Genomic DNA, 15921 nt, shown 5'->3' with positions numbered 1-15921 from the left:
ACGCCCGTTGCCCGGCCGCCCGGCGGGGGACGTCAGGCGGCGTCCATGGCGACGGCCAGCGACTTCGGCCGCATGTCGGTCCAGGACTCGTTGATGTAGTCCAGGGACGCCTGGCGGGTGTCCTCGCCGTGCGCCACGGTCCAGCCGGCCGGGACCTCGGCGAAGGCGGGCCAGAGGGAGTGCTGGTTCTCCTCGTTGACGAGGACCAGGTAGCGTGCGTCGTCGTTCTCGAACGGGTTCGTGGCCATGGCTGTTCTTCCTTCGGTGTGTGTACGGGGGAACGGAGGGGTCAGGCGGCGCGGGCGTTCAGCTGCTCGACGAAGGCGGACAGCCGGTCGACGCCCCAGAACTTGTCGAATCCGCTGATGAAGAAGGGGACGCCGAAGACCCCGTCGCGGTGCAGGGAGTTCAGCGCCTTCAGCCCGAGGTCGCGGATCTCCGGATCCGCGTGGGCCGTGGCGAGGACCTCGGGGTCCAGGCCCAGGGTCTCGCCGATCTTGCGCATGATGCCGGGGTCGGAGATGTCCTCGCCGAGCTCCCAGCGGGCCCGGTAGGTCTCGGCGATGAACTCCGGTCCCGCGCCGAGCCGCTCGGCAGCCAGGTACGCCAGGTGGGACACCTCCCAGCGGGGAGCCGGATCCACCGGCCACACCATGTCCAGGCCACGGGCCCGGGCCAGGCGCCGGACGTCCTGGAGGATGTAGAGGTGCTTCTCCTTGGACATGGGGACGTACGGCAGCTTGATGTTGCTGCGCTCCAGTTCGTCCACGGCCGGCTCGTCCGGCTCCCAGAACGGCAGCCAGTCGATCGCCGCGGCCACGTCCGCGTGGTGGTCCACCAGGTCCCGGTAGGCCATCCAGGAGTATGGGCTGCGGAAGGAGAAGTACCAGCGCGGTCCGCGTCGTGCCATGGCCGCCTCCAGCGGTTCGTGTGCGGGATGCTTCGGGTGGTCCGGGTCCGGACGGACCGGACGGGTCAGATGGTGATGCCGCCGTCGATCTGCAGGACGGCGGCGGTGATGTACGCGGCCTTGTCGGAGACCAGGTACGCCACCAGGTCGGCGACCTCCTCGGCGGTGCCCATACGGCGCAGCGGGATCGAGGAGAGCGCTTCCTTGCGGGCCTTGTCGTTCATCTCGGCGACCATGTCGGTCTCGATGAAGCCCGGGGCGACCGCGTTGACGCGGATGCCGGCGCGGCCGGTCTCCTTGGCCAGGGCGCGGGAGAAGCCGATGATCCCCGCCTTGGAGGCGGAGTAGTTGGTCTGGGTGCCGTGGCCGTAGACCCCGGCGACGGAGGAGATGTTGACGATCGCACCGGCGCGGCGCTTCATCATCCCGAAGACCACCGCGCGGCAGACGTGGTAGACGCCGTCCAGGTTGGTGTCCAGGACCTGCCGCCACTGCTCGTCCTCCATGAGGACCAGCGGGTTGTCGCGGGTGATGCCGGCGGCGGTGACCGCCGCGTCGATTCCGCCCAGCCGGTCCTCCGTGGCCTCGATCCAGGCGCGTACTGCGGCGCCGTCGGCGACGTCGACGCGGGTGCCGACGACCTGGACGCCGTACTCCTGGCCGGTCTTCTCCAGGCTGCGGGCGGCGGCGTCGTCCGAGCGGTAGCAGAAGGCGACGTCGAAGCCGTCGCGGGCCAGCGCGCGGACCGTGGCCCGGCCGATGCCGCGCGAGCCGCCGGTGACCAGGGCCACCCGGCTGGTGGTGTCCGACATGTTGCGTGCTCTCTCTCTTCTCAGGCGCTCGCCGGGCGCAGGGCCGCGGCGGGGCGGAAGGCCATGACGATGCGGCCCACGGTCATGACCGTCTCGCCGGCCGAGCGGGTCTCGCCCTCGAACAGCAGGGTGTCGTCGACCTTGCGGTCGAGGCGCACCCGGTGCTCCAGGACCTCTCCGGGCAGCACCGGCCGGTGGAACTCGACGCCGGTCATGCCGCCGAAGAGCATCACCTGCCCGTCGAGGACGTCCGGATTGGGGTCGTCCCAGGTGGCGAGGACGCCGGCGGACTGGCACCAGGACTCCACGAGCAGCGTCGCCGGGTACGCGAAGTCCTCGTCGGGGGTGTCCGCGCCGAACCGCTCGTACCAGGGCTCGTTGCAGGTGACCGCCTTGAGCGCGGTCAGCCGCTCGCCGGGGACGACGTCGACGACGCGGTCCACCAGCAGCATCGGGAAGCGGTGGGGCAGCCGGGCCCTGATGTCGCGCTGGCCGGTCATGCCGCCGCCTCCCTGTCTGCCGCGGGCAGGGCGTAGCGCAGCCGGACGCCGGCGGCGGGGCCGCGCCCGGTGGTGAGCTTGGCCCGGCACTGCCAGTCGCCGGCCGGGGTCCGCTTCCACTCCATGGCGATGTCCACCCGGTCGCCGGGGAAGACGGGCCCGGTGAAGCGGGTGGACTCCACGGCGGTGAGCGATGCGCCCTTGGCGCCGGCGGGCAGGGTGGCCTGGGCGCCCTGGCGGGCGCACTCCACCAGGCAGACCCCGGGGAAGATCGGGAAGCCCGGGTAGTGGCCGGGCAGCACGGTCTCGGTGTCGGCCACCGTGAAGCGGGCCGCGACGCTCGGGCCGCCTTCGGCGGGCAGTACTTCGACCGCGCTGCGAAGTGGGCTCGCGGCGGGCATCAGGCGGCCTGCGCGGCGTCGAGCCTGCCCAGCAGGACGTCGTAGGCGCTCTGCAGGGTGGTGATCTGCTTGAGGTCGGACTCCGGCAGCTTGACGGCGTACTTCTTCTCCAGCACGACGACGATCTCCAGCGCCATCAGCGAGTCGACCTCCAGGTCGTCCACGAAGCGCACGTGGTCGGTCACCTCGGCGACGTCGACGTCCAGCACCTGCGCCACGAGGGCGCGCAGTTCTTCCTTCTCCAGCACGGGTTCGGGTCCTTTCGGGAGGGCGGGCTCAGCGCAGGCCGAGCAGGGCGCAGCCGACGGTGCCGGTGCGGTCAACGGAGGTGATGACGCCGACCCGGCCGGCCGTTTCGGCGGGCCGGTCCTCGGCGTACGACAGCAGGGCGGCGGCCTGGAAGGCGGCAGCGGCGGCGCCTGTGTCGCCGATCAGGCCGCTCGGCGTCAGGTCGGCGGGTCCGGCCGCCCCGAACACCTCCCGTACCGCGTCGGCTTCGCCGCGGCCCTCGCGGCCCGGGGCCCCGGACCGGGCGACGGCGGCGACCTGGCCGGGTCCGACGCCGGCCCGGCGCAGCGCCGAGCGCAGGCAGGAGACGAGGGCGGGGCGGGCGTCGCCGTCGAGGACGACGCCGAGTTCCACGGCGAGCAGTTCGGCGAGCACGGGCTGGCCGGGGTCCTCGGGAGTGTGCGGTTCGACGAGCAGCATGGCGCAGCCCTCGCCGAGCGCAGGGGCGTCCTCGGTGCCCGGGTCCGCGCTGTGGTGCTCCAGCCAGGCGCGGGCCTGGGAGAACTCCTCGGCGGCGCCGCACAGGACGGTTCGGGCCCGGCCCGCACCGAGCAGCCGGCGCGAGTAGTTGAGGGCGTGCAGGCCGGCGGTGCGGCCGCCCGCGATGGTGGCGTTGGGTCCCTTGAGCTGGTACCAGATGGCGCTCTGGCCTGCCGCGCAGTTCATGACGGTGTTGGGGAACCGCGCCGGGTCGACGAAGAAGGGCTGCTCGCCGGTGAGGGAGTCGCGGGTGAAGTCCATCATGGACTGGGCGCTGCCCGTGGTGGTGCCGAGCGCGAACGCCGCGCCCTCGCCGGTGCCGACGGCGCGGTTGCGCTCGGCGTCGTCCAGGAGGGATCCGACGGCGGTGACGGCGAGGCCGGTGACCCGGTCCATCGAGCGGGTGCCCTTCTTGCCGAGCACCTCCCGGATGCTGAACGCGGGCACGACACAGCCCACGCCGTCCGGGACGGTGCCGTGCTCGGGGCCGAGTTCGGTGACGGTGGCCCGCCGTTCCCGCAGTCCCTCGGTGAACGCGGCCCTGCCGATGCCGTACGGCGACACGGCCGACCAAGCGGTGATCACCGGGCGTCCGGCGCCCGTGGTGAGGGTGGTCATGACCGTCACCTGTTCCTTTCCGTTGTCGGGTGTACGTGACGAATGCGGCGCACCGGCGCCGGGTTCAGAGGAAGAGGACCATCCGGTAGTCGGCCCACCGCTCGGCCGTCTCTCCCTGACGGGTGAGTCCGATGCCGTCGATCAGCGGGTGGGCCGAGCCGAGGGCCTCGATGTCGGGTTCCTCCACCCAGACGCGGACGCCCGCGCCGAGCAGGGTGCGCAGCCCCTTGCGGGGGTCGCTGAGGGTCTCCACCGTGCGGTTCCCGATGCGCAGGGCGGGCACGGGGCCCGCGTCCACGGCGTAGGACACGGCCGAGCCGCGCAGCAGGATGTCGAGGCCGCCGAGCTGCCGGTGCAGTTCGGTGGCCAGGTAGAGCTCGTCGAAGAACTGCTTCTCGAGCGCGCCGCGGTAGCCGCGCTCCACGATGGCCAGCACCCGGTCCTCCATCAGAGCACCCCCAGGTGCAGGGTCTTGTCCGCGGCCGCGACGTTGGCGGCGTATCCGGCCGGCGGCCGGAGCACCACCTGGGGCAGGTGCTCCGCCGCCCCCCGGTCGTCGCTGCAGAACCGGCATCCGTACCAGTACAGGCGGCCCGGATAGGCGTCGAGCAGTTCCTCGGCCAGGGCGGCGGTGGAGGGGTAGTCCCGGTTCCACTCGGCCAGGTTGCGCGGCTTGTCGGGGCCGAGGGCGCGCTGGGTGAGCAAGGTGGCGTAGCCGCACGTCCACACCTGTACGGTGGCGCCGCGCTCCAGAAGGGCCTGGGTCAGCCGCAGGGCCGTGGTGACCTGGTCCGACGCGTGGGGGGCACCCATCAGGGTGATGAGCACGTCGGTGTGCGGAAGCTCCCTGGCCATCTAGTGCCACACCACCCGGACGGCCGGATCGAGGATCCAGCCCGCCACCACGTCCATGCCGACGACCGACAGTTCGGGGCGCAGCTCCGCCGTGCCGAGGCCGTGCTGGTCCAACGAGAAACTGTCCGCGGCGAGGACCCCGCCCTCCTTCTGGAAGCGGTCCAGGTCGCTGTCACTGCCGGGGACGGCCAGCACGACCCCGTCCTGGACCAGGAAGAGGAGCGCCGACTGCCCGGTGAGCACCTGCGTGACGGCGTCGCGCCGGAAACCGGCGTCCCGCGTCACGCGGCCCTGGCTCTCGATGAGCAGCAACCTGGGGGTGCCGCTCTCCCAGTTCTCGCTCACGCCCGCGGCGCTCCGCTGATCGCGTCGACGACGCGCTGGTCGAAGTTGACCAGGCTCCAGTCGCGGCGGTTCTCGATGACGGCGTAACCGTGCACGATGCGGCCGGTGGCGGTCTTGACGAGCTTGCCGTCACGCAGCACGTAGAAGTCCATGCGCGAGGTGTAGGTGAAGTCCTTGAAGACCTCCTCGACGGTGTAGACCGTGTAGAGGTCCTCCTCCATCAGCGCCTCGTCGAGGATGCGGATGTCGGAGCGGGGCACGACCGGGATCCAGCGGCGGTCGTCGAGCAGGGTCTTGATGGAGATGCCGCGGTCGGCGACGAAGCGGTCCTTGCCCTCCTCCATCAGGCGCAGGTAGCCCGACATCTGGATGCGCTCGGTGAAGTGGCAGTACGGGTACGGGATGTTCCACTTCCAGGCGTACGCGTTCTGCCCGGCGGTCAGCGAGGCGAGGATCTCCTCCTCGGCCGGGGCGGCGCTGCCCGGCTCGCGCTCCAGGTCGTCACCGAGGGTGGCGACCGCGAAGCGGGCGAGCTGCGCCGGGACCTCGCCGGCGGCCTCCAGGTAGGTGTCGACGCGCAACGAGACACGGACCTTGGAGGTGACGGCCTTGAGGGTCTCGCCGGCTCGCTCGAACCGGATGGTGACCTTGAAGCCGATGGTCCCGTCCTCGTCCTTCGTCCAGGGCGCGACCTCCGCCTCGGCGACGTCGTCCATGTGGAAGGCGTGCAGGATGCGGGAGTCGATGGAGACCAGGTCCAGGCCCAGGCCGTGCTCCTCGTACAGGGCGCGGGCGGGCAGCCCGGCCTGCCGGAAGTGGTCCAGGACGGCTTCCTCGACGAGGTAGTTGACGTGCTTGAAGCCGATCCAGGTGCAGATGTTGGACCCCTCGTAGCGGGGGCGCACCGAGGTGGTGGTGGCGGTGGTCAGCAGCGCCTTGACGGCGGTGTCCGTGACGAGGGTCATCGCTGGAGCTCCAGGGCGTTGGGAAGGGCACTCCCGCGCTGCGGGGCGGGGGCCAGGGTCGTGTGGACGAAGCCGCTCACCACGGCGGCGAAGGCGCCGGCCGCGTCGAGCATCGGGAAGTGCCCGCTGCCGGGCAGGACGTGCGACACCGCGTCGGGGAGGGCCTCGGCGAGCGCCACGCCCTCCTCCGGGCGGGCGGCGAAGTCGTTCTCGCCGCCGACCACCAGGGTGGGGACGGTGATCCGGCCCGTATCCAGGGTGGGCGTGCGCAGGTAGAGGTCGAAGAACCGGAACCAGCCGTACGGGCCGACCCGGTCGCGGACCCGTTCGCCCATGGCCTGCTGGATGTCGGCCGGAACCCGGCCGCCCGAGTGGGCGCGGATCCCTTCCTCCATGATCAGGTGGAAGTCGTTGAGGTAGTAGCTGATGGTGTTCCAGTCGAACTGGTCGGCCCGGCCCCGGTAGAAGGGCGACACCAGGACCAGGGCCCGGATGCCGAACTGGCGCAGGGCGTCGGCACCGCCGCGCATCTTCTGGTCGAGCAGGTCGAGCAGCACGTTGGCCGCCATGGAGTGGGCGACCACCACCTCGGCCCCGCCCGGCACCGCCTCCAGTGCCTTGGCGAGCCAGCCCCGCAGGTTGGGCTGCTCGTCCCACTCGGCGATGGTTTCGGTGCGCCACGGCAGCCGCGCGGTCCACAGCTGGTAGGTCTGCGGCAGCTCCGGGAGCGTGCGCTCCCAGACGGTGTCGTTGGCGGCGAGACCGTGCAGCAGCAGGACGCGCGGACCCGTGCCGTCGGTGCGCCGTTCGACGGCGACCGGACGCAGGTCGATGTGGGTGTTCATGAGGGTTCCTCCCGGCCGCTCACGCCGCTTCGGGCGCGAACAGCACCAGATCGGCGCGGGCGTCGTCGGTGGAGGTCCCGGTCACGGCCTGTACGGGTCCCCGCTCGCCTGCGTCGAAGCAGCCGACGGCGGCGGCGACCTGGAGCAGACCGGACGCCCCGGAGGCCGCCCCGAAGTGCGCGGGCAGCGCCCAGCGGCGCCCGCGCGGGCCGGGCTCGCCCGCGCCCCGGTGGTAGGGGCCGAGCACGGCCCGTACGGTCGCGGCGCGCTCGGCGGCCGCGGCCCGGGACTCGAGCACGAGGGCCGCGCCGCCGTCGACCGCGCGGCCGCCACCGAGCAGGCGGCGCACGACCTCGTTGTCGGGCTCGACGCCGAGCACCAGGACCCGCTCGGCCCGGCCTGCCGTGATGACGGTGGCCGCCCAGTGGACGGCGTCCAGGCCCGAGGTCTCGCCGTTGCAGACCATCAGGTTGGGGCCGCGCAGCCCGTAGCGGATTGCTGCCGAGGAGGCGATGACGTTGCTGGAGGCGTTGGGCAGGTCCATCGGGCTGGTGGCCGTGACGGTCTCCTCCCGGATGGTGTCCAGGGCCCGGGCGACGGTGTCCAGGTTGCCGAAGTTGGAGCTGGCGACCACGCCGACGCTCGCGGCGGGCACCGTGAGCCCGTCCTTCTCCTCGCCCAGCAGGCCGGCGTCGCGCAGCGCGGCGGCGGTCAGTGCGTAGCCGAGCTGGGTGGCCCGGTCCTTGTAGCGCAGGCCCTTCTTCCCGACATGGGCGGCCGGGTCGACGGGGGCGCCGCCCTCGGCCGGTCCGTCGGCCAGGGCCCGCGCGCTGTCGGTACCGGGCAGCAGTACGGCGGCTCCGGTGACGACCACGGTGGTGTCGGTGCGTGCGGTCTGTGTCGTCATCGGGATCCCTCCACCATGGCCACGGCGTTGATGCCGCCGAATCCGAAGGCGTTGAGCTGCGCCACCCTCAGCGGCCGGCCGGTGGCCGCCTGCCGCGTGACGAAGCGGAACGGCGCGGCCTCCTCGACCGGTTCGTCCAGGCCCACGGTCGGCGGCACCCGCCCTTCGTTCAGGGCCTGTACGCCCATGATCAGGTTGATCAGGCCGGACGCACCGGAGGTGTGCCCGGTCATGGACTTCACGGCCGTCATCAGCGGGCCGGAGGCGTCCTCGCCGAGCACGTCGGCCAGCGCGGTGGCCTCCGCCTCGTCGTTGAGCAGGGTGCCGGTGCCGTGCAGCATCACCAGGTCGATGTCGGACGGCTTGACGCCGGCCATCCGGTGGGCGGCGCGCATGGCCTCGGCTATGCCCTGCGGGGAGGGCGCGGTGACGTGGTAGGCGTCGCAGTTGACGGCGACGCCGCGCAGCCGGCCGTGGACCTGGGGCGCGCCGGCGTCGGTGCGGCGCAGCACGATCGCGGCCGCGCCGTCGCCCATCAGGACGCCCGTACGGTTGCGGTCGAAGGGCCGCACCCGGTCGGGCGGCGTCGGGTGGACGCGCTCCAGCAGCCCGTACATCGACTCGGTCAGCACGTCGACGCCGGCGACGATGACGGTGTCGGGCGCGTCCTCGCCCTCCTGGCTCAGCAGGTCGGAGCCGAGGGCGAGCGCGTACAGCGAGGCCGAGCAGGCGTTGGAGAAGGTGTGCGTGACATCGGCGTTGAAGCGCTCGCGCAGGCCCGTGCCGAAGTGCAGCCCGGAGTCGGCGAACGGGGAGCCGTCGCGCCACCACAGCTCGAAGGAGCGCAGTTCGCGCAGGCCGGTGCCGACCAGGATGGGGATTCCGCTGAGGTCCTCGCCGAGTCCGGCGTCGGCGGCGGCCTGGGCGATCGCCTCGTGCAGCAGGCGGCCGGCGCGGGCGGGGACGTCCTCGCCTACGGCTGGTCGGTCGTCGACCTCGTAGGCGTGCTGGGCCCGGAAGCGGGTGCGGTCGAAGCCGCGCAGCTCGGCGCGTCCGCTGACGCCCCGGCACAGGTTCTCGAAGAGTTCACCGACACCGGAGCCGGTGGCGGCGACGACGCCCATCCCGATGATGGGACGGCTCATCATGACGCCTCCTTGATCGCGTCGTACCGGCCGAGCAGGACCGCCGCGTTGTTGCCTCCGAAGGCGAGACCGTTGTTCTGAACGATCCGCAGGTCGGCCTCGACGGCCCGGTTCGGCACGCAGTCGACATCGCACTCGGGGTCGGTGGTGACATGGTTGATGGTGGGGGGGATGAAGCGGTTCTGGATGGCCAGGGCGCAGCCGATCGCGCCGAGGGCGCTGGCGGCGCCCATGCTGTGGCCGAGCATCGACTTCATGGAGACGGTGCGGGGGGGCGTGTCTCCGAAGACCTGGCGGATGGCGCCCGCCTCGGTGATGTCGTTGGCTTTGGTGCCCGTGCCGTGCGCCGAGATGAGGTCCACCTCGTGCGGTTTCACGCCTGCGTTGTCCAGGGCGAGCCGCATCAGCTCGGCGACGCTGTCGCGGTCGGGTGCGACCTGGTGGTGGGCGTCGCAGTTGAGCCCGTAGCCGAGGACCTCGGCGTAGATGGTGGCGCCGCGTTCCAGGGCGGAGTCCAGGCGCTCCAGGACCAGTACGCCCGCGCCCTCGCCGGTGAGGATGCCCTTGCGGTCGATGTCGAAGGGCTGGCAGCGGTCCGGGGCGATGGTGCCCAGCCGGTAGAAGCCCGTGAAGGTCTTGCGGCACATCGCGTCCGCGCCACCGCAGAAGGCGAATTCCGCCTCGCCCGAGCTGACGGCGTCGAAACCGTAGCCGATGGCGTAGTTGCCCGCCGAGCAGGCGGTCGGGATGGTGAGCGCCTCCACGTCGGTCAGGCCCAGTTCCTGGGCGATGGCGACCGACAGCCGCCCGGCCGGCACGCGCCGGGCGGCCGTGGGGTCGAAGGTGCCCACCCCGTCGGCGAGCTCCCCCGCGACCAGCTGGTCGAGGTCGTAGCTCTCGCCGTCGGTGGTACCGATGGAGATCAGCCCGCGCCGGGTGCGCAGCTGCGTCAGATCGAGTCCCGAGTCCTCCAGGGCCATCCGGGCGGCCGCCGCCGAGAACTGCGCGGCCCTGCCGAGCTGTTCCACGTCCAGCGTGCTGATCCAGTCCCGCGGGTCGAAATCCGTGATCTCGCACCCGTTCGCGTGGGCGAAGCCCTCCGTGTCGAATACGGAGATGGGCCGTGCACCGCTGCGGCCTTCGCGAAGTCCCTGGAGGAACTCCTTCGCGCCGAGTCCGATGCTGGACACCACTCCCAGTCCGGTGAGAACCACCCGGTGCCGCTCCGGCCGGATCCGGCCGGTGCCGCGCTCTGCCGCCGTCATGGCAACCTCCCCAACCGCCGCAGCGGGATCGACTACCAGTTGGCCGGCTCCGACACGACCTCGTAGACGCCCTTGAGGTTCACCATCCGGGGCAGCTCGCTCTGGTTGATGACGATGCCGAACTCCTTCTCCAGGGCGGCCAGGATCTCGATGGCGCGGAGCGAGTCGGCGTCGTGGTCCTCCTTGAAAAGGCTGACCTCGGTGACCTCGTCCTCCTCGATCTCGAGAATGTCGCAGACGATTTCCTTGATGGTTTCGAGACGCTCGTCGCGCGTAGCAGTCGTCACGCTTTTTCCCCTTCTCGGATGTGCCGCCGCATTCGCGCGGCACGGTTACTCGCACTGGAATGGTGCGGTCGCGGGTTCTTTTCTCACAACGACGGATGCAACAACCTGCCACCGCCGCCGCGGAATTCAGGATCCGGCGTATTCCGCCGGGTGGAGTTGCCCCGGGACCCGCGGCAACGCCTCGGCGAGGGAGGCGGCCGCGTCCACCGCGGCGACGCCCAGCAGCCGGTCGGGACTCGTGGGCATGCGCGCCGCCCGGCCGGTCAGCACCAGGGCCGCGGCCGGCGGCCCGGCCCCGGTGCGGACGGGCACGGCGTAGGAGATGGCGCCGGGCGCCATGGGGTCGGGGCCGTACGCCCAGCCCCGGCGGCGTACGGCGGACAGCTGCGCGGCGGAGAAGCGGGCGCGCAGCAGCGCCTTGTACAGCTCGTCGGGTTCCTCCCAGGCGTACAGCACCTGCGCGGCGGGTCCGGCGGAGGCCGGGCGGGCCGCGCCGACGGCCGCGTCGGCCGCCACCACACCGTCCACGGAGGAGGCGATGCAGACCTGCAGGCCACCGCGCCGGCGGTAGAGCCGGGCGTCCAGTCCGGTTTCGGCGCGCAGCTCGGCCAGCACCGGGCCGGCGGCCGCGGCGAGGCGGTCGTGGCGGGCCTCGACGGCGAGCAGGCCGAGCCGCGGGCCGAGCACGAAGCGGCCTTGGAGATCGCGGGTGAGCAGGCCGAGCCGGTCCATGGCGATCGCGATCCGGTAGGCGGTGGGGCGCGAGAAACCGCTGTGCGCGACCAGCTCGCCCAGGGTGGCCGGTCCCCTCTCCACGATCTCCAACAGGACGGACGCCTTGTCGAGCACGCCCACCCCGCACATCGGCCGTGGGCTCACCGCGGTGCTCACCGCTGCGCCACCAGCCGTGCGCGGATGTCTGCGATGAGCGCGGCCCGCTGGTCCACCAGGTAGAAGTGGCCGCCGGGCAGCACCTTGAGCTCGAATCCGCGCGGGGCGAGTCCGGACCACGCGGCGACCTCGTGGGGCGCAACGTCCGGGTCGCCGTCGCCGACGTAGCCGACGACCGGGCAGGGCAGGGCGGTGCCGGGCCGCGCGGTGTAGCGGGCGACGGCGCAGAAGTCGCCTCGGATCGCGGGCAGCACCAGCTCGCGCAGGGCGGGGTCGTCGAGGAGAACGGAGTCGGTGCCGCCCATCCGCTTGATCTCGGCGACGAGCTCCTCGTCGGTGCCGAAGGCGGCGGTGCGCGGGGTGAGCAGGTGCGGAGCCCTGCGGCAGGAGACCATGAGCAGGGCGGGCACGGTCCCGTACCGCGCCGCGAGGCGCAGTGTGATCTCGTACCCGAGGGTGGCGCCCATGCTGTGGCCGAAGATCGCCAGCGGGGCGTCCAGGTAGGGCGGGAGTTCGTCGGCGATGGCGGCGGCGAGCTGCTCCAGCTCGGTCCAGGGTTCCTCGGCGATGCGCTCCTGACGGCCCGGGTAGCGTACGGCGAGCACCTCGACGTCGTCGCCGAAGGCGTGCCCCCAGTCGTGGAAGAAGCTGGCGGAGCCGCCGGCGTGCGGCAGGCAGAGCAGCCGCATCCGGGGCGGGGCCCCGGTGGCGAATCTGCGCAGCCATCTGCTCTCGGTGCCAAGTGGCATGGTGCGTGGTCTCCTTGTGAGCGTGGCGTGGGGTGCGGTGGTCAGGCCGCGGCGGCCGGGTGGTCCAGGGACACCACCTCGGTGCCGGGGGCGATCCGGCGGACCAGCCCGGCCAGGGTGCGTCCGGGGCCGAGCTCGACCAGGCGGCGGCAGCCCAGCGGGCCGATGAGGGTGCGCACGCTGGGTTCCCACAGCACCGGCGAGGTGAGCTGACGGGTGGCGAGGCCGGGCCAGTCGGCCCCGCCGCTGTACGCCTCGGCGTCGGCGTTGGCCACGACCGGCAGGTGCGCGGGGGCGAACGGGGTGTGCTCCAGGGCGGTCCGCAGGCTGTCGGCCGCCGAGGCCATGTAGGGACTGTGGAAGGCGCCGCCCACCGCGAGGCGGATCATCTTGGCGCCGATCGACGGCGCTTCGGCCTCGATCCGGTCGATGCCCTCGGCGGATCCGGAGACCACCGTCTGGCCGGGGGCGTTGACGTTGGCGACCCATACGTCAGGGCCGTCGGCGCGGACCCGGCCGGCGAGTGCGGCGACCTCCTCGAGCGGGGCGGCGACCAGGACGCCCATGGTGCCCGGCCGCTCTTCGGCGGCCTGTCGCATGGCCCGGCCGCGGACGGCGACGAGCGCGGCCGCCGCGCCGAGGGTCAGCGCGCCGGCGGCGGTCAGGGCGGCGTACTCCCCCAGGCTGTGTCCGGCGCAGGCGGCCACCGGGCCGCCGAGCGCGTCCCGGCGGACCGCCTCGGCGTGGGCGAGGACGGCGACGGTGAACACGGCGAGCTGGGCCAGGTCGGTGCGCCGCAGTTCTGCGTCGGAAGTGTGCAGCAGCAGGCTCGGGAGGTCTTCCCCGGTGACGTCGGATATCTCCTCGGTGATTTTCCACGACGGGGTGTGCCGCCAGGGTTCGCCCATTCCCTCCCGCTGCGTTCCCTGTCCTGGAAACACCAGACCGGTCTGCATCTGATCCATGGAGTCGCCTTCCGCACCGAATTCACCGGGGGCCCGGGGATCCGCCGTCGCACTTTTCTCGCGACGTACGGATCCCCGCGCGCCGGCGGCATGCAGGTCGGGGGTGTCTCCATGCCACCGGGAAGGAGTTCGAGAGCTCGCCGGAGCCCGAACCCCTTTCCTGGCGCCATACAACGGGGGGCGCCCTGCGGGCGGCAACAGGGCTTTCAGGAAGCTGCCAGCGGACCTCGCGCGGGCAGCGGTACGACAGGGTGACGGGACGGCAGGTGGCAGTACGGCACCTGGCAGTACAGCACGTCGTGGTACTACGGCAGGTGGTGGTACGGCAGGTGGTACGACGCCGGCCGCGGTCAGACCCGGGGGCCCGTGGCGGTCAGGCCCGGGGTCCGGCGCCGGACGCCCCCGCCGCCGGCAGGAGTCCGAGCTCGGCGGCCCGTACTCCCGCCTGGAAGCGGGACTGAGCGCCGAGCAGCGCCATGATCTCCGCGACATGGCGCCGGTAGGTGCGCACCGAGACGGTGAGTTCCCGGGCGGCCACCTCGTCGGTGACGCCCGCCCGCAGCGCGCCCAGGATCTGCCGGGCCAGCGCGGCCCGGTCTCGGTCGCCGAAGACGATCCGCTCTCCGGCCGGCACGGCGTTGCGCCAGATGCTGTCGTAGAGGGTGCCGAGGGTGTGCAGGACCTCGGGCGCCCGGATCACCGACGCCCGCACGCCGGCCGCCGACTCCGCCATCACCAGGGCGGCGGTGCCGTCGACCAGCAGTGCCTGGAGCGGCGGGACCCGGGCCACCCGGATCGCCACCGGCCGCTCGAGCGCGAGCTGTTCACGTACGAAGTCCTCGTCGATCATGGCCGGGCTGGTCAGCAGCCGGACCGACACCCCCTCGGCCGCCGTGTAGATCAGGCGCCGTTCGGCCTGCTCCCGGCGCGGAGACGCCTCGTCCGCTCCCGGTAGCCGGGAGTCCACTATGTCGATGCTCCGCACGGCATCCCGGATGATCTTCCCCGCGGCCCGCAGGACCGGCTCGTAGCCACCGTCGACCGTGGCGATCTGCTGGGCCCGCAGACTGCGGTCCCGGTGGATCGCCACGGTCGATTCGATCAGGGCCCGTACTTCCAGGAGCGCTTGTTCCAGTTCGTCCTCAGCCCCGTTGGGCATGTCCCGTTCACCATTCCCCGTTGGTGTGCATGTTGCCCTGCGGCCGCCGCGAGCGCGGACCGCAGTCTTCCCCGTGTCGCTGCCCGGCTACTCCGTCAGCAGTCCCAGTTCCACTGCCCGCACTCCGGCCTGGAAGCGGGAAGTGGCGTTGAGTTCTCGCATGATCTCGGCGACATGGCGCCGGTAGGTGCGCAGCGACACGCTGAGCTCGCGGGAGGCGGCGTCATCGGTCTGGCCGTCGCGCAGCCGCTCCAGGATCCGGCCGGTGAGGTCGCTGCGCAGCCTGGGACTGAGCGCCAGGTGGTCGTCGAGCCTGCGGCTGCGGGACCAGGCGCCGGCGAAGAGCAGTTCGAGGGCGCGTACCGCCGCGGGGTCGTGTACCAGAGTCGCCTGGCCCGTGGCGGCGACCGCGCGTACCAGCGCCGCCGCGCCGTCGACCACCACGATGTCGCGGAGGTCGGCTCCCGACACCCGGACCTCCAGTCGTCCGCCGGCGTCCCGGGTGAGCACGGCGAGCGACTCGTCCGCGACGTCGGGCGCGCACAGCAGCCGTACCGCCAGGCCCGGTTCGAGCGTGGTCAGCGCCTTCCGGGCGATCCGGTCGAAGGTGTCGGCGCTCGTGACCGCGACGCAGACCGCGTGGCGGGCACCGCGGACGAGCTCCTCGACCGCCTCCGCGACCACGGCCACGTCCGTGTGCGGGGCCGCGGGACCCTTGGCCGGGCGCCGCCGGTTGAGGGACACGGTGGACTCGATGAGGGCCCGGGCCTGCAGCAGGGTCTGTTCCACATGCGCGGCGTGGTCCGTCGGTGGCATCTCGCCCAGTTCTTTTACCACTTCTTTCGCCCATACGACCCGATCACGGCACCGCTCACTGATTTCCCCCTTGCCTAACCATGATCCGCGCCGCCGAGCCCAAAGTTTCAACTATTTAGCCGATAAACCTCAGGCGTCATTCGAGCGGCGCACTGGCCCGACCCTAGTTCGCCGGTTCGGAACCGGTCAACAAGATCCCGGGCGGAAACATCAGACCACTCCGGCATATGTCAACCCCCCATTTATTCCCGCGCCGGGGAGGGAGTTTTCCAGCCGCGCTGGCAGCAAGCTGCCCCCGCCACCCCGGAAGGAAATCCGCCACTTCCGCTTGTGCCACCGGACGCGTCCTCGCCATCACTGTCCGTGGTGACGGTGTCCGGTTGCGGCCAACTATGCCTTGCTCAAGGCCGTCTCGAGCGGCCTTCGAGCCTACGGTGAGGCCCGTGACGACAAGCCACACGGGGACGATCGAATTCACCGAAGCGCCGCTCTTCGAATCCACCGACGCGTTGGTGTGGTGGTGGCAGGTACCGGCCGGGCGGTACCGGACGAGCGACTTGAAACTGCTTGACGACAGCGAGTTGACCCGAGTTCAAAAGATGAAATCCGAGCGGGCGCGGAGTGAGTTCATCACCTGCCGCGCAGCCGTTCGCCGAGCGCTTTCCGATGTTTTTCGGCCATCCGCGGCCGAAATATCGCTGGGCCGGACCCCCTGTCC

21 protein-coding genes are annotated in these 15921 nt (G+C 72.0%); all 21 read right to left on the bottom strand.

The features are described from left to right. Positions 1–32 precede the first annotated feature (32 nt). Entirely contained in the window at positions 33–248 is a 216-nt protein-coding gene (locus AB0D48_RS27080; RefSeq protein WP_362402183.1) for an MbtH family protein, read from the bottom strand. A gap of 41 nt (positions 249–289) precedes the next feature. Next, on the bottom strand, positions 290–910 hold the full coding sequence (locus AB0D48_RS27075; protein ID WP_362402181.1) for a DsbA family protein: 621 nt from the start codon (positions 908–910) through the stop codon (positions 290–292). A gap of 65 nt (positions 911–975) precedes the next feature. Beyond that, positions 976–1722, bottom strand: a complete 747-nt coding sequence (gene fabG, locus AB0D48_RS27070; protein ID WP_362402179.1) for a 3-oxoacyl-[acyl-carrier-protein] reductase — start codon at positions 1720–1722, stop codon at positions 976–978. A 20-nt stretch (positions 1723–1742) separates the two neighbouring features. Next, positions 1743–2222, bottom strand: coding sequence for a beta-hydroxyacyl-ACP dehydratase (locus AB0D48_RS27065; RefSeq protein ID WP_362402177.1), 480 nt, complete (start codon positions 2220–2222; stop codon positions 1743–1745). Beyond that, on the bottom strand, positions 2219–2623 hold the full coding sequence (locus tag AB0D48_RS27060; RefSeq protein WP_362402175.1) for a hypothetical protein: 405 nt from the start codon (positions 2621–2623) through the stop codon (positions 2219–2221). Before AB0D48_RS27060 ends, AB0D48_RS27065 begins: the two co-directional genes overlap by 4 nt. Next, positions 2623–2871, bottom strand: coding sequence for an acyl carrier protein (locus tag AB0D48_RS27055; protein WP_362402172.1), 249 nt, complete (start codon positions 2869–2871; stop codon positions 2623–2625). Before AB0D48_RS27055 ends, AB0D48_RS27060 begins: the two co-directional genes overlap by 1 nt. Before the next feature lie 28 nt (positions 2872–2899). Then, positions 2900–4009: a beta-ketoacyl synthase N-terminal-like domain-containing protein gene (locus AB0D48_RS27050; protein ID WP_362402169.1), complete on the bottom strand. Its 1110-nt coding sequence runs from the start codon at positions 4007–4009 to the stop codon at positions 2900–2902. 64 nt (positions 4010–4073) lie between these two features. Then, the gene (locus AB0D48_RS27045) at positions 4074–4457 is read right to left on the bottom strand and encodes a hypothetical protein (protein WP_362402166.1); all 384 of its coding nucleotides are present in this window, start codon (positions 4455–4457) and stop codon (positions 4074–4076) included. Further along, a complete protein-coding gene (locus AB0D48_RS27040; protein WP_362402163.1) occupies positions 4457–4864 on the bottom strand; it encodes a hypothetical protein in 408 nt (135 codons plus the stop codon). Before AB0D48_RS27040 ends, AB0D48_RS27045 begins: the two co-directional genes overlap by 1 nt. Next, the gene (locus AB0D48_RS27035) at positions 4865–5209 is read right to left on the bottom strand and encodes a hypothetical protein (protein ID WP_362402160.1); all 345 of its coding nucleotides are present in this window, start codon (positions 5207–5209) and stop codon (positions 4865–4867) included. After that, positions 5206–6174 carry a hypothetical protein gene (locus tag AB0D48_RS27030; protein WP_362402157.1) on the bottom strand — a complete coding sequence of 323 codons (969 nt, stop codon included), beginning with the start codon at positions 6172–6174 and terminating at the stop codon, positions 5206–5208. Before AB0D48_RS27030 ends, AB0D48_RS27035 begins: the two co-directional genes overlap by 4 nt. Beyond that, complete coding sequence (locus tag AB0D48_RS27025) at positions 6171–7019, bottom strand: alpha/beta hydrolase (protein ID WP_362402154.1); 849 nt, start codon at positions 7017–7019, stop codon at positions 6171–6173. Before AB0D48_RS27025 ends, AB0D48_RS27030 begins: the two co-directional genes overlap by 4 nt. 19 nt (positions 7020–7038) lie before the next feature. Beyond that, positions 7039–7926 carry a beta-ketoacyl synthase N-terminal-like domain-containing protein gene (locus AB0D48_RS27020; RefSeq protein ID WP_362402152.1) on the bottom strand — a complete coding sequence of 296 codons (888 nt, stop codon included), beginning with the start codon at positions 7924–7926 and terminating at the stop codon, positions 7039–7041. Continuing rightward, a complete protein-coding gene (locus AB0D48_RS27015; protein WP_362402149.1) occupies positions 7923–9074 on the bottom strand; it encodes a beta-ketoacyl synthase N-terminal-like domain-containing protein in 1152 nt (383 codons plus the stop codon). The genes AB0D48_RS27020 and AB0D48_RS27015 overlap by 4 nt, the downstream gene beginning before the upstream one ends. After that, positions 9071–10336 carry a beta-ketoacyl-[acyl-carrier-protein] synthase family protein gene (locus AB0D48_RS27010; RefSeq protein ID WP_362402146.1) on the bottom strand — a complete coding sequence of 422 codons (1266 nt, stop codon included), beginning with the start codon at positions 10334–10336 and terminating at the stop codon, positions 9071–9073. Before AB0D48_RS27010 ends, AB0D48_RS27015 begins: the two co-directional genes overlap by 4 nt. Positions 10337–10368: 32 nt before the next feature. Next, a complete protein-coding gene (locus AB0D48_RS27005) occupies positions 10369–10623 on the bottom strand; it encodes an acyl carrier protein (RefSeq protein ID WP_328930670.1) in 255 nt (84 codons plus the stop codon). 126 nt (positions 10624–10749) lie between these two features. Then, positions 10750–11514: a helix-turn-helix domain-containing protein gene (locus AB0D48_RS27000; protein ID WP_362402142.1), complete on the bottom strand. Its 765-nt coding sequence runs from the start codon at positions 11512–11514 to the stop codon at positions 10750–10752. Beyond that, positions 11511–12263 (bottom strand): alpha/beta fold hydrolase, encoded by a 753-nt coding sequence (locus AB0D48_RS26995; protein ID WP_362402139.1) that lies wholly within the window; start codon positions 12261–12263, stop codon positions 11511–11513. The genes AB0D48_RS27000 and AB0D48_RS26995 overlap by 4 nt, the downstream gene beginning before the upstream one ends. 41 nt (positions 12264–12304) lie before the next feature. Then, positions 12305–13228 (bottom strand): ACP S-malonyltransferase, encoded by a 924-nt coding sequence (locus tag AB0D48_RS26990; protein ID WP_362402136.1) that lies wholly within the window; start codon positions 13226–13228, stop codon positions 12305–12307. A gap of 373 nt (positions 13229–13601) precedes the next feature. Then, positions 13602–14387, bottom strand: a complete 786-nt coding sequence (locus tag AB0D48_RS26985) for a TrmB family transcriptional regulator sugar-binding domain-containing protein (protein WP_362402133.1) — start codon at positions 14385–14387, stop codon at positions 13602–13604. A gap of 87 nt (positions 14388–14474) precedes the next feature. Next, positions 14475–15203, bottom strand: a complete 729-nt coding sequence (locus tag AB0D48_RS26980; protein WP_362402130.1) for a DNA-binding response regulator — start codon at positions 15201–15203, stop codon at positions 14475–14477. Between the last annotated feature and the right edge of the window lie 718 nt (positions 15204–15921).

Origin of the sequence: Streptomyces sp. NPDC048269, from assembly GCF_040652395.1 — a bacterium.
Lineage (GTDB): Bacteria > Actinomycetota > Actinomycetes > Streptomycetales > Streptomycetaceae > Streptomyces.
The sequence above is the reverse complement of the archived record's forward strand: the minus strand, read 5'-3'. Positions and strand labels throughout refer to the sequence as shown.

Excerpts from the sequence above, each read along its gene's own strand:
- AB0D48_RS27080 (WP_362402183.1), bottom strand. The coding sequence starts at position 248 with ATGGCCACGAACCCGTTCGAGAACGACGACGCACGCTACCTGGTCCTC.
- AB0D48_RS27075 (WP_362402181.1), bottom strand. The coding sequence starts at position 910 with ATGGCACGACGCGGACCGCGCTGGTACTTCTCCTTCCGCAGCCCATAC.
- fabG (WP_362402179.1), bottom strand. The coding sequence starts at position 1,722 with ATGTCGGACACCACCAGCCGGGTGGCCCTGGTCACCGGCGGCTCGCGC.
- AB0D48_RS27065 (WP_362402177.1), bottom strand. The coding sequence starts at position 2,222 with ATGACCGGCCAGCGCGACATCAGGGCCCGGCTGCCCCACCGCTTCCCG.
- AB0D48_RS27060 (WP_362402175.1), bottom strand. The coding sequence starts at position 2,623 with ATGCCCGCCGCGAGCCCACTTCGCAGCGCGGTCGAAGTACTGCCCGCC.
- AB0D48_RS27050 (WP_362402169.1), bottom strand. The coding sequence starts at position 4,009 with ATGACCACCCTCACCACGGGCGCCGGACGCCCGGTGATCACCGCTTGG.
- AB0D48_RS27045 (WP_362402166.1), bottom strand. The coding sequence starts at position 4,457 with ATGGAGGACCGGGTGCTGGCCATCGTGGAGCGCGGCTACCGCGGCGCG.
- AB0D48_RS27040 (WP_362402163.1), bottom strand. The coding sequence starts at position 4,864 with ATGGCCAGGGAGCTTCCGCACACCGACGTGCTCATCACCCTGATGGGT.
- AB0D48_RS27030 (WP_362402157.1), bottom strand. The coding sequence starts at position 6,174 with ATGACCCTCGTCACGGACACCGCCGTCAAGGCGCTGCTGACCACCGCC.
- AB0D48_RS27025 (WP_362402154.1), bottom strand. The coding sequence starts at position 7,019 with ATGAACACCCACATCGACCTGCGTCCGGTCGCCGTCGAACGGCGCACC.
- AB0D48_RS27020 (WP_362402152.1), bottom strand. The coding sequence starts at position 7,926 with ATGACGACACAGACCGCACGCACCGACACCACCGTGGTCGTCACCGGA.
- AB0D48_RS27015 (WP_362402149.1), bottom strand. The coding sequence starts at position 9,074 with ATGATGAGCCGTCCCATCATCGGGATGGGCGTCGTCGCCGCCACCGGC.
- AB0D48_RS27010 (WP_362402146.1), bottom strand. The coding sequence starts at position 10,336 with ATGACGGCGGCAGAGCGCGGCACCGGCCGGATCCGGCCGGAGCGGCAC.
- AB0D48_RS26995 (WP_362402139.1), bottom strand. The coding sequence starts at position 12,263 with ATGCCACTTGGCACCGAGAGCAGATGGCTGCGCAGATTCGCCACCGGG.
- AB0D48_RS26990 (WP_362402136.1), bottom strand. The coding sequence starts at position 13,228 with ATGGATCAGATGCAGACCGGTCTGGTGTTTCCAGGACAGGGAACGCAG.
- AB0D48_RS26985 (WP_362402133.1), bottom strand. The coding sequence starts at position 14,387 with ATGCCCAACGGGGCTGAGGACGAACTGGAACAAGCGCTCCTGGAAGTA.
- AB0D48_RS26980 (WP_362402130.1), bottom strand. The coding sequence starts at position 15,203 with ATGCCACCGACGGACCACGCCGCGCATGTGGAACAGACCCTGCTGCAG.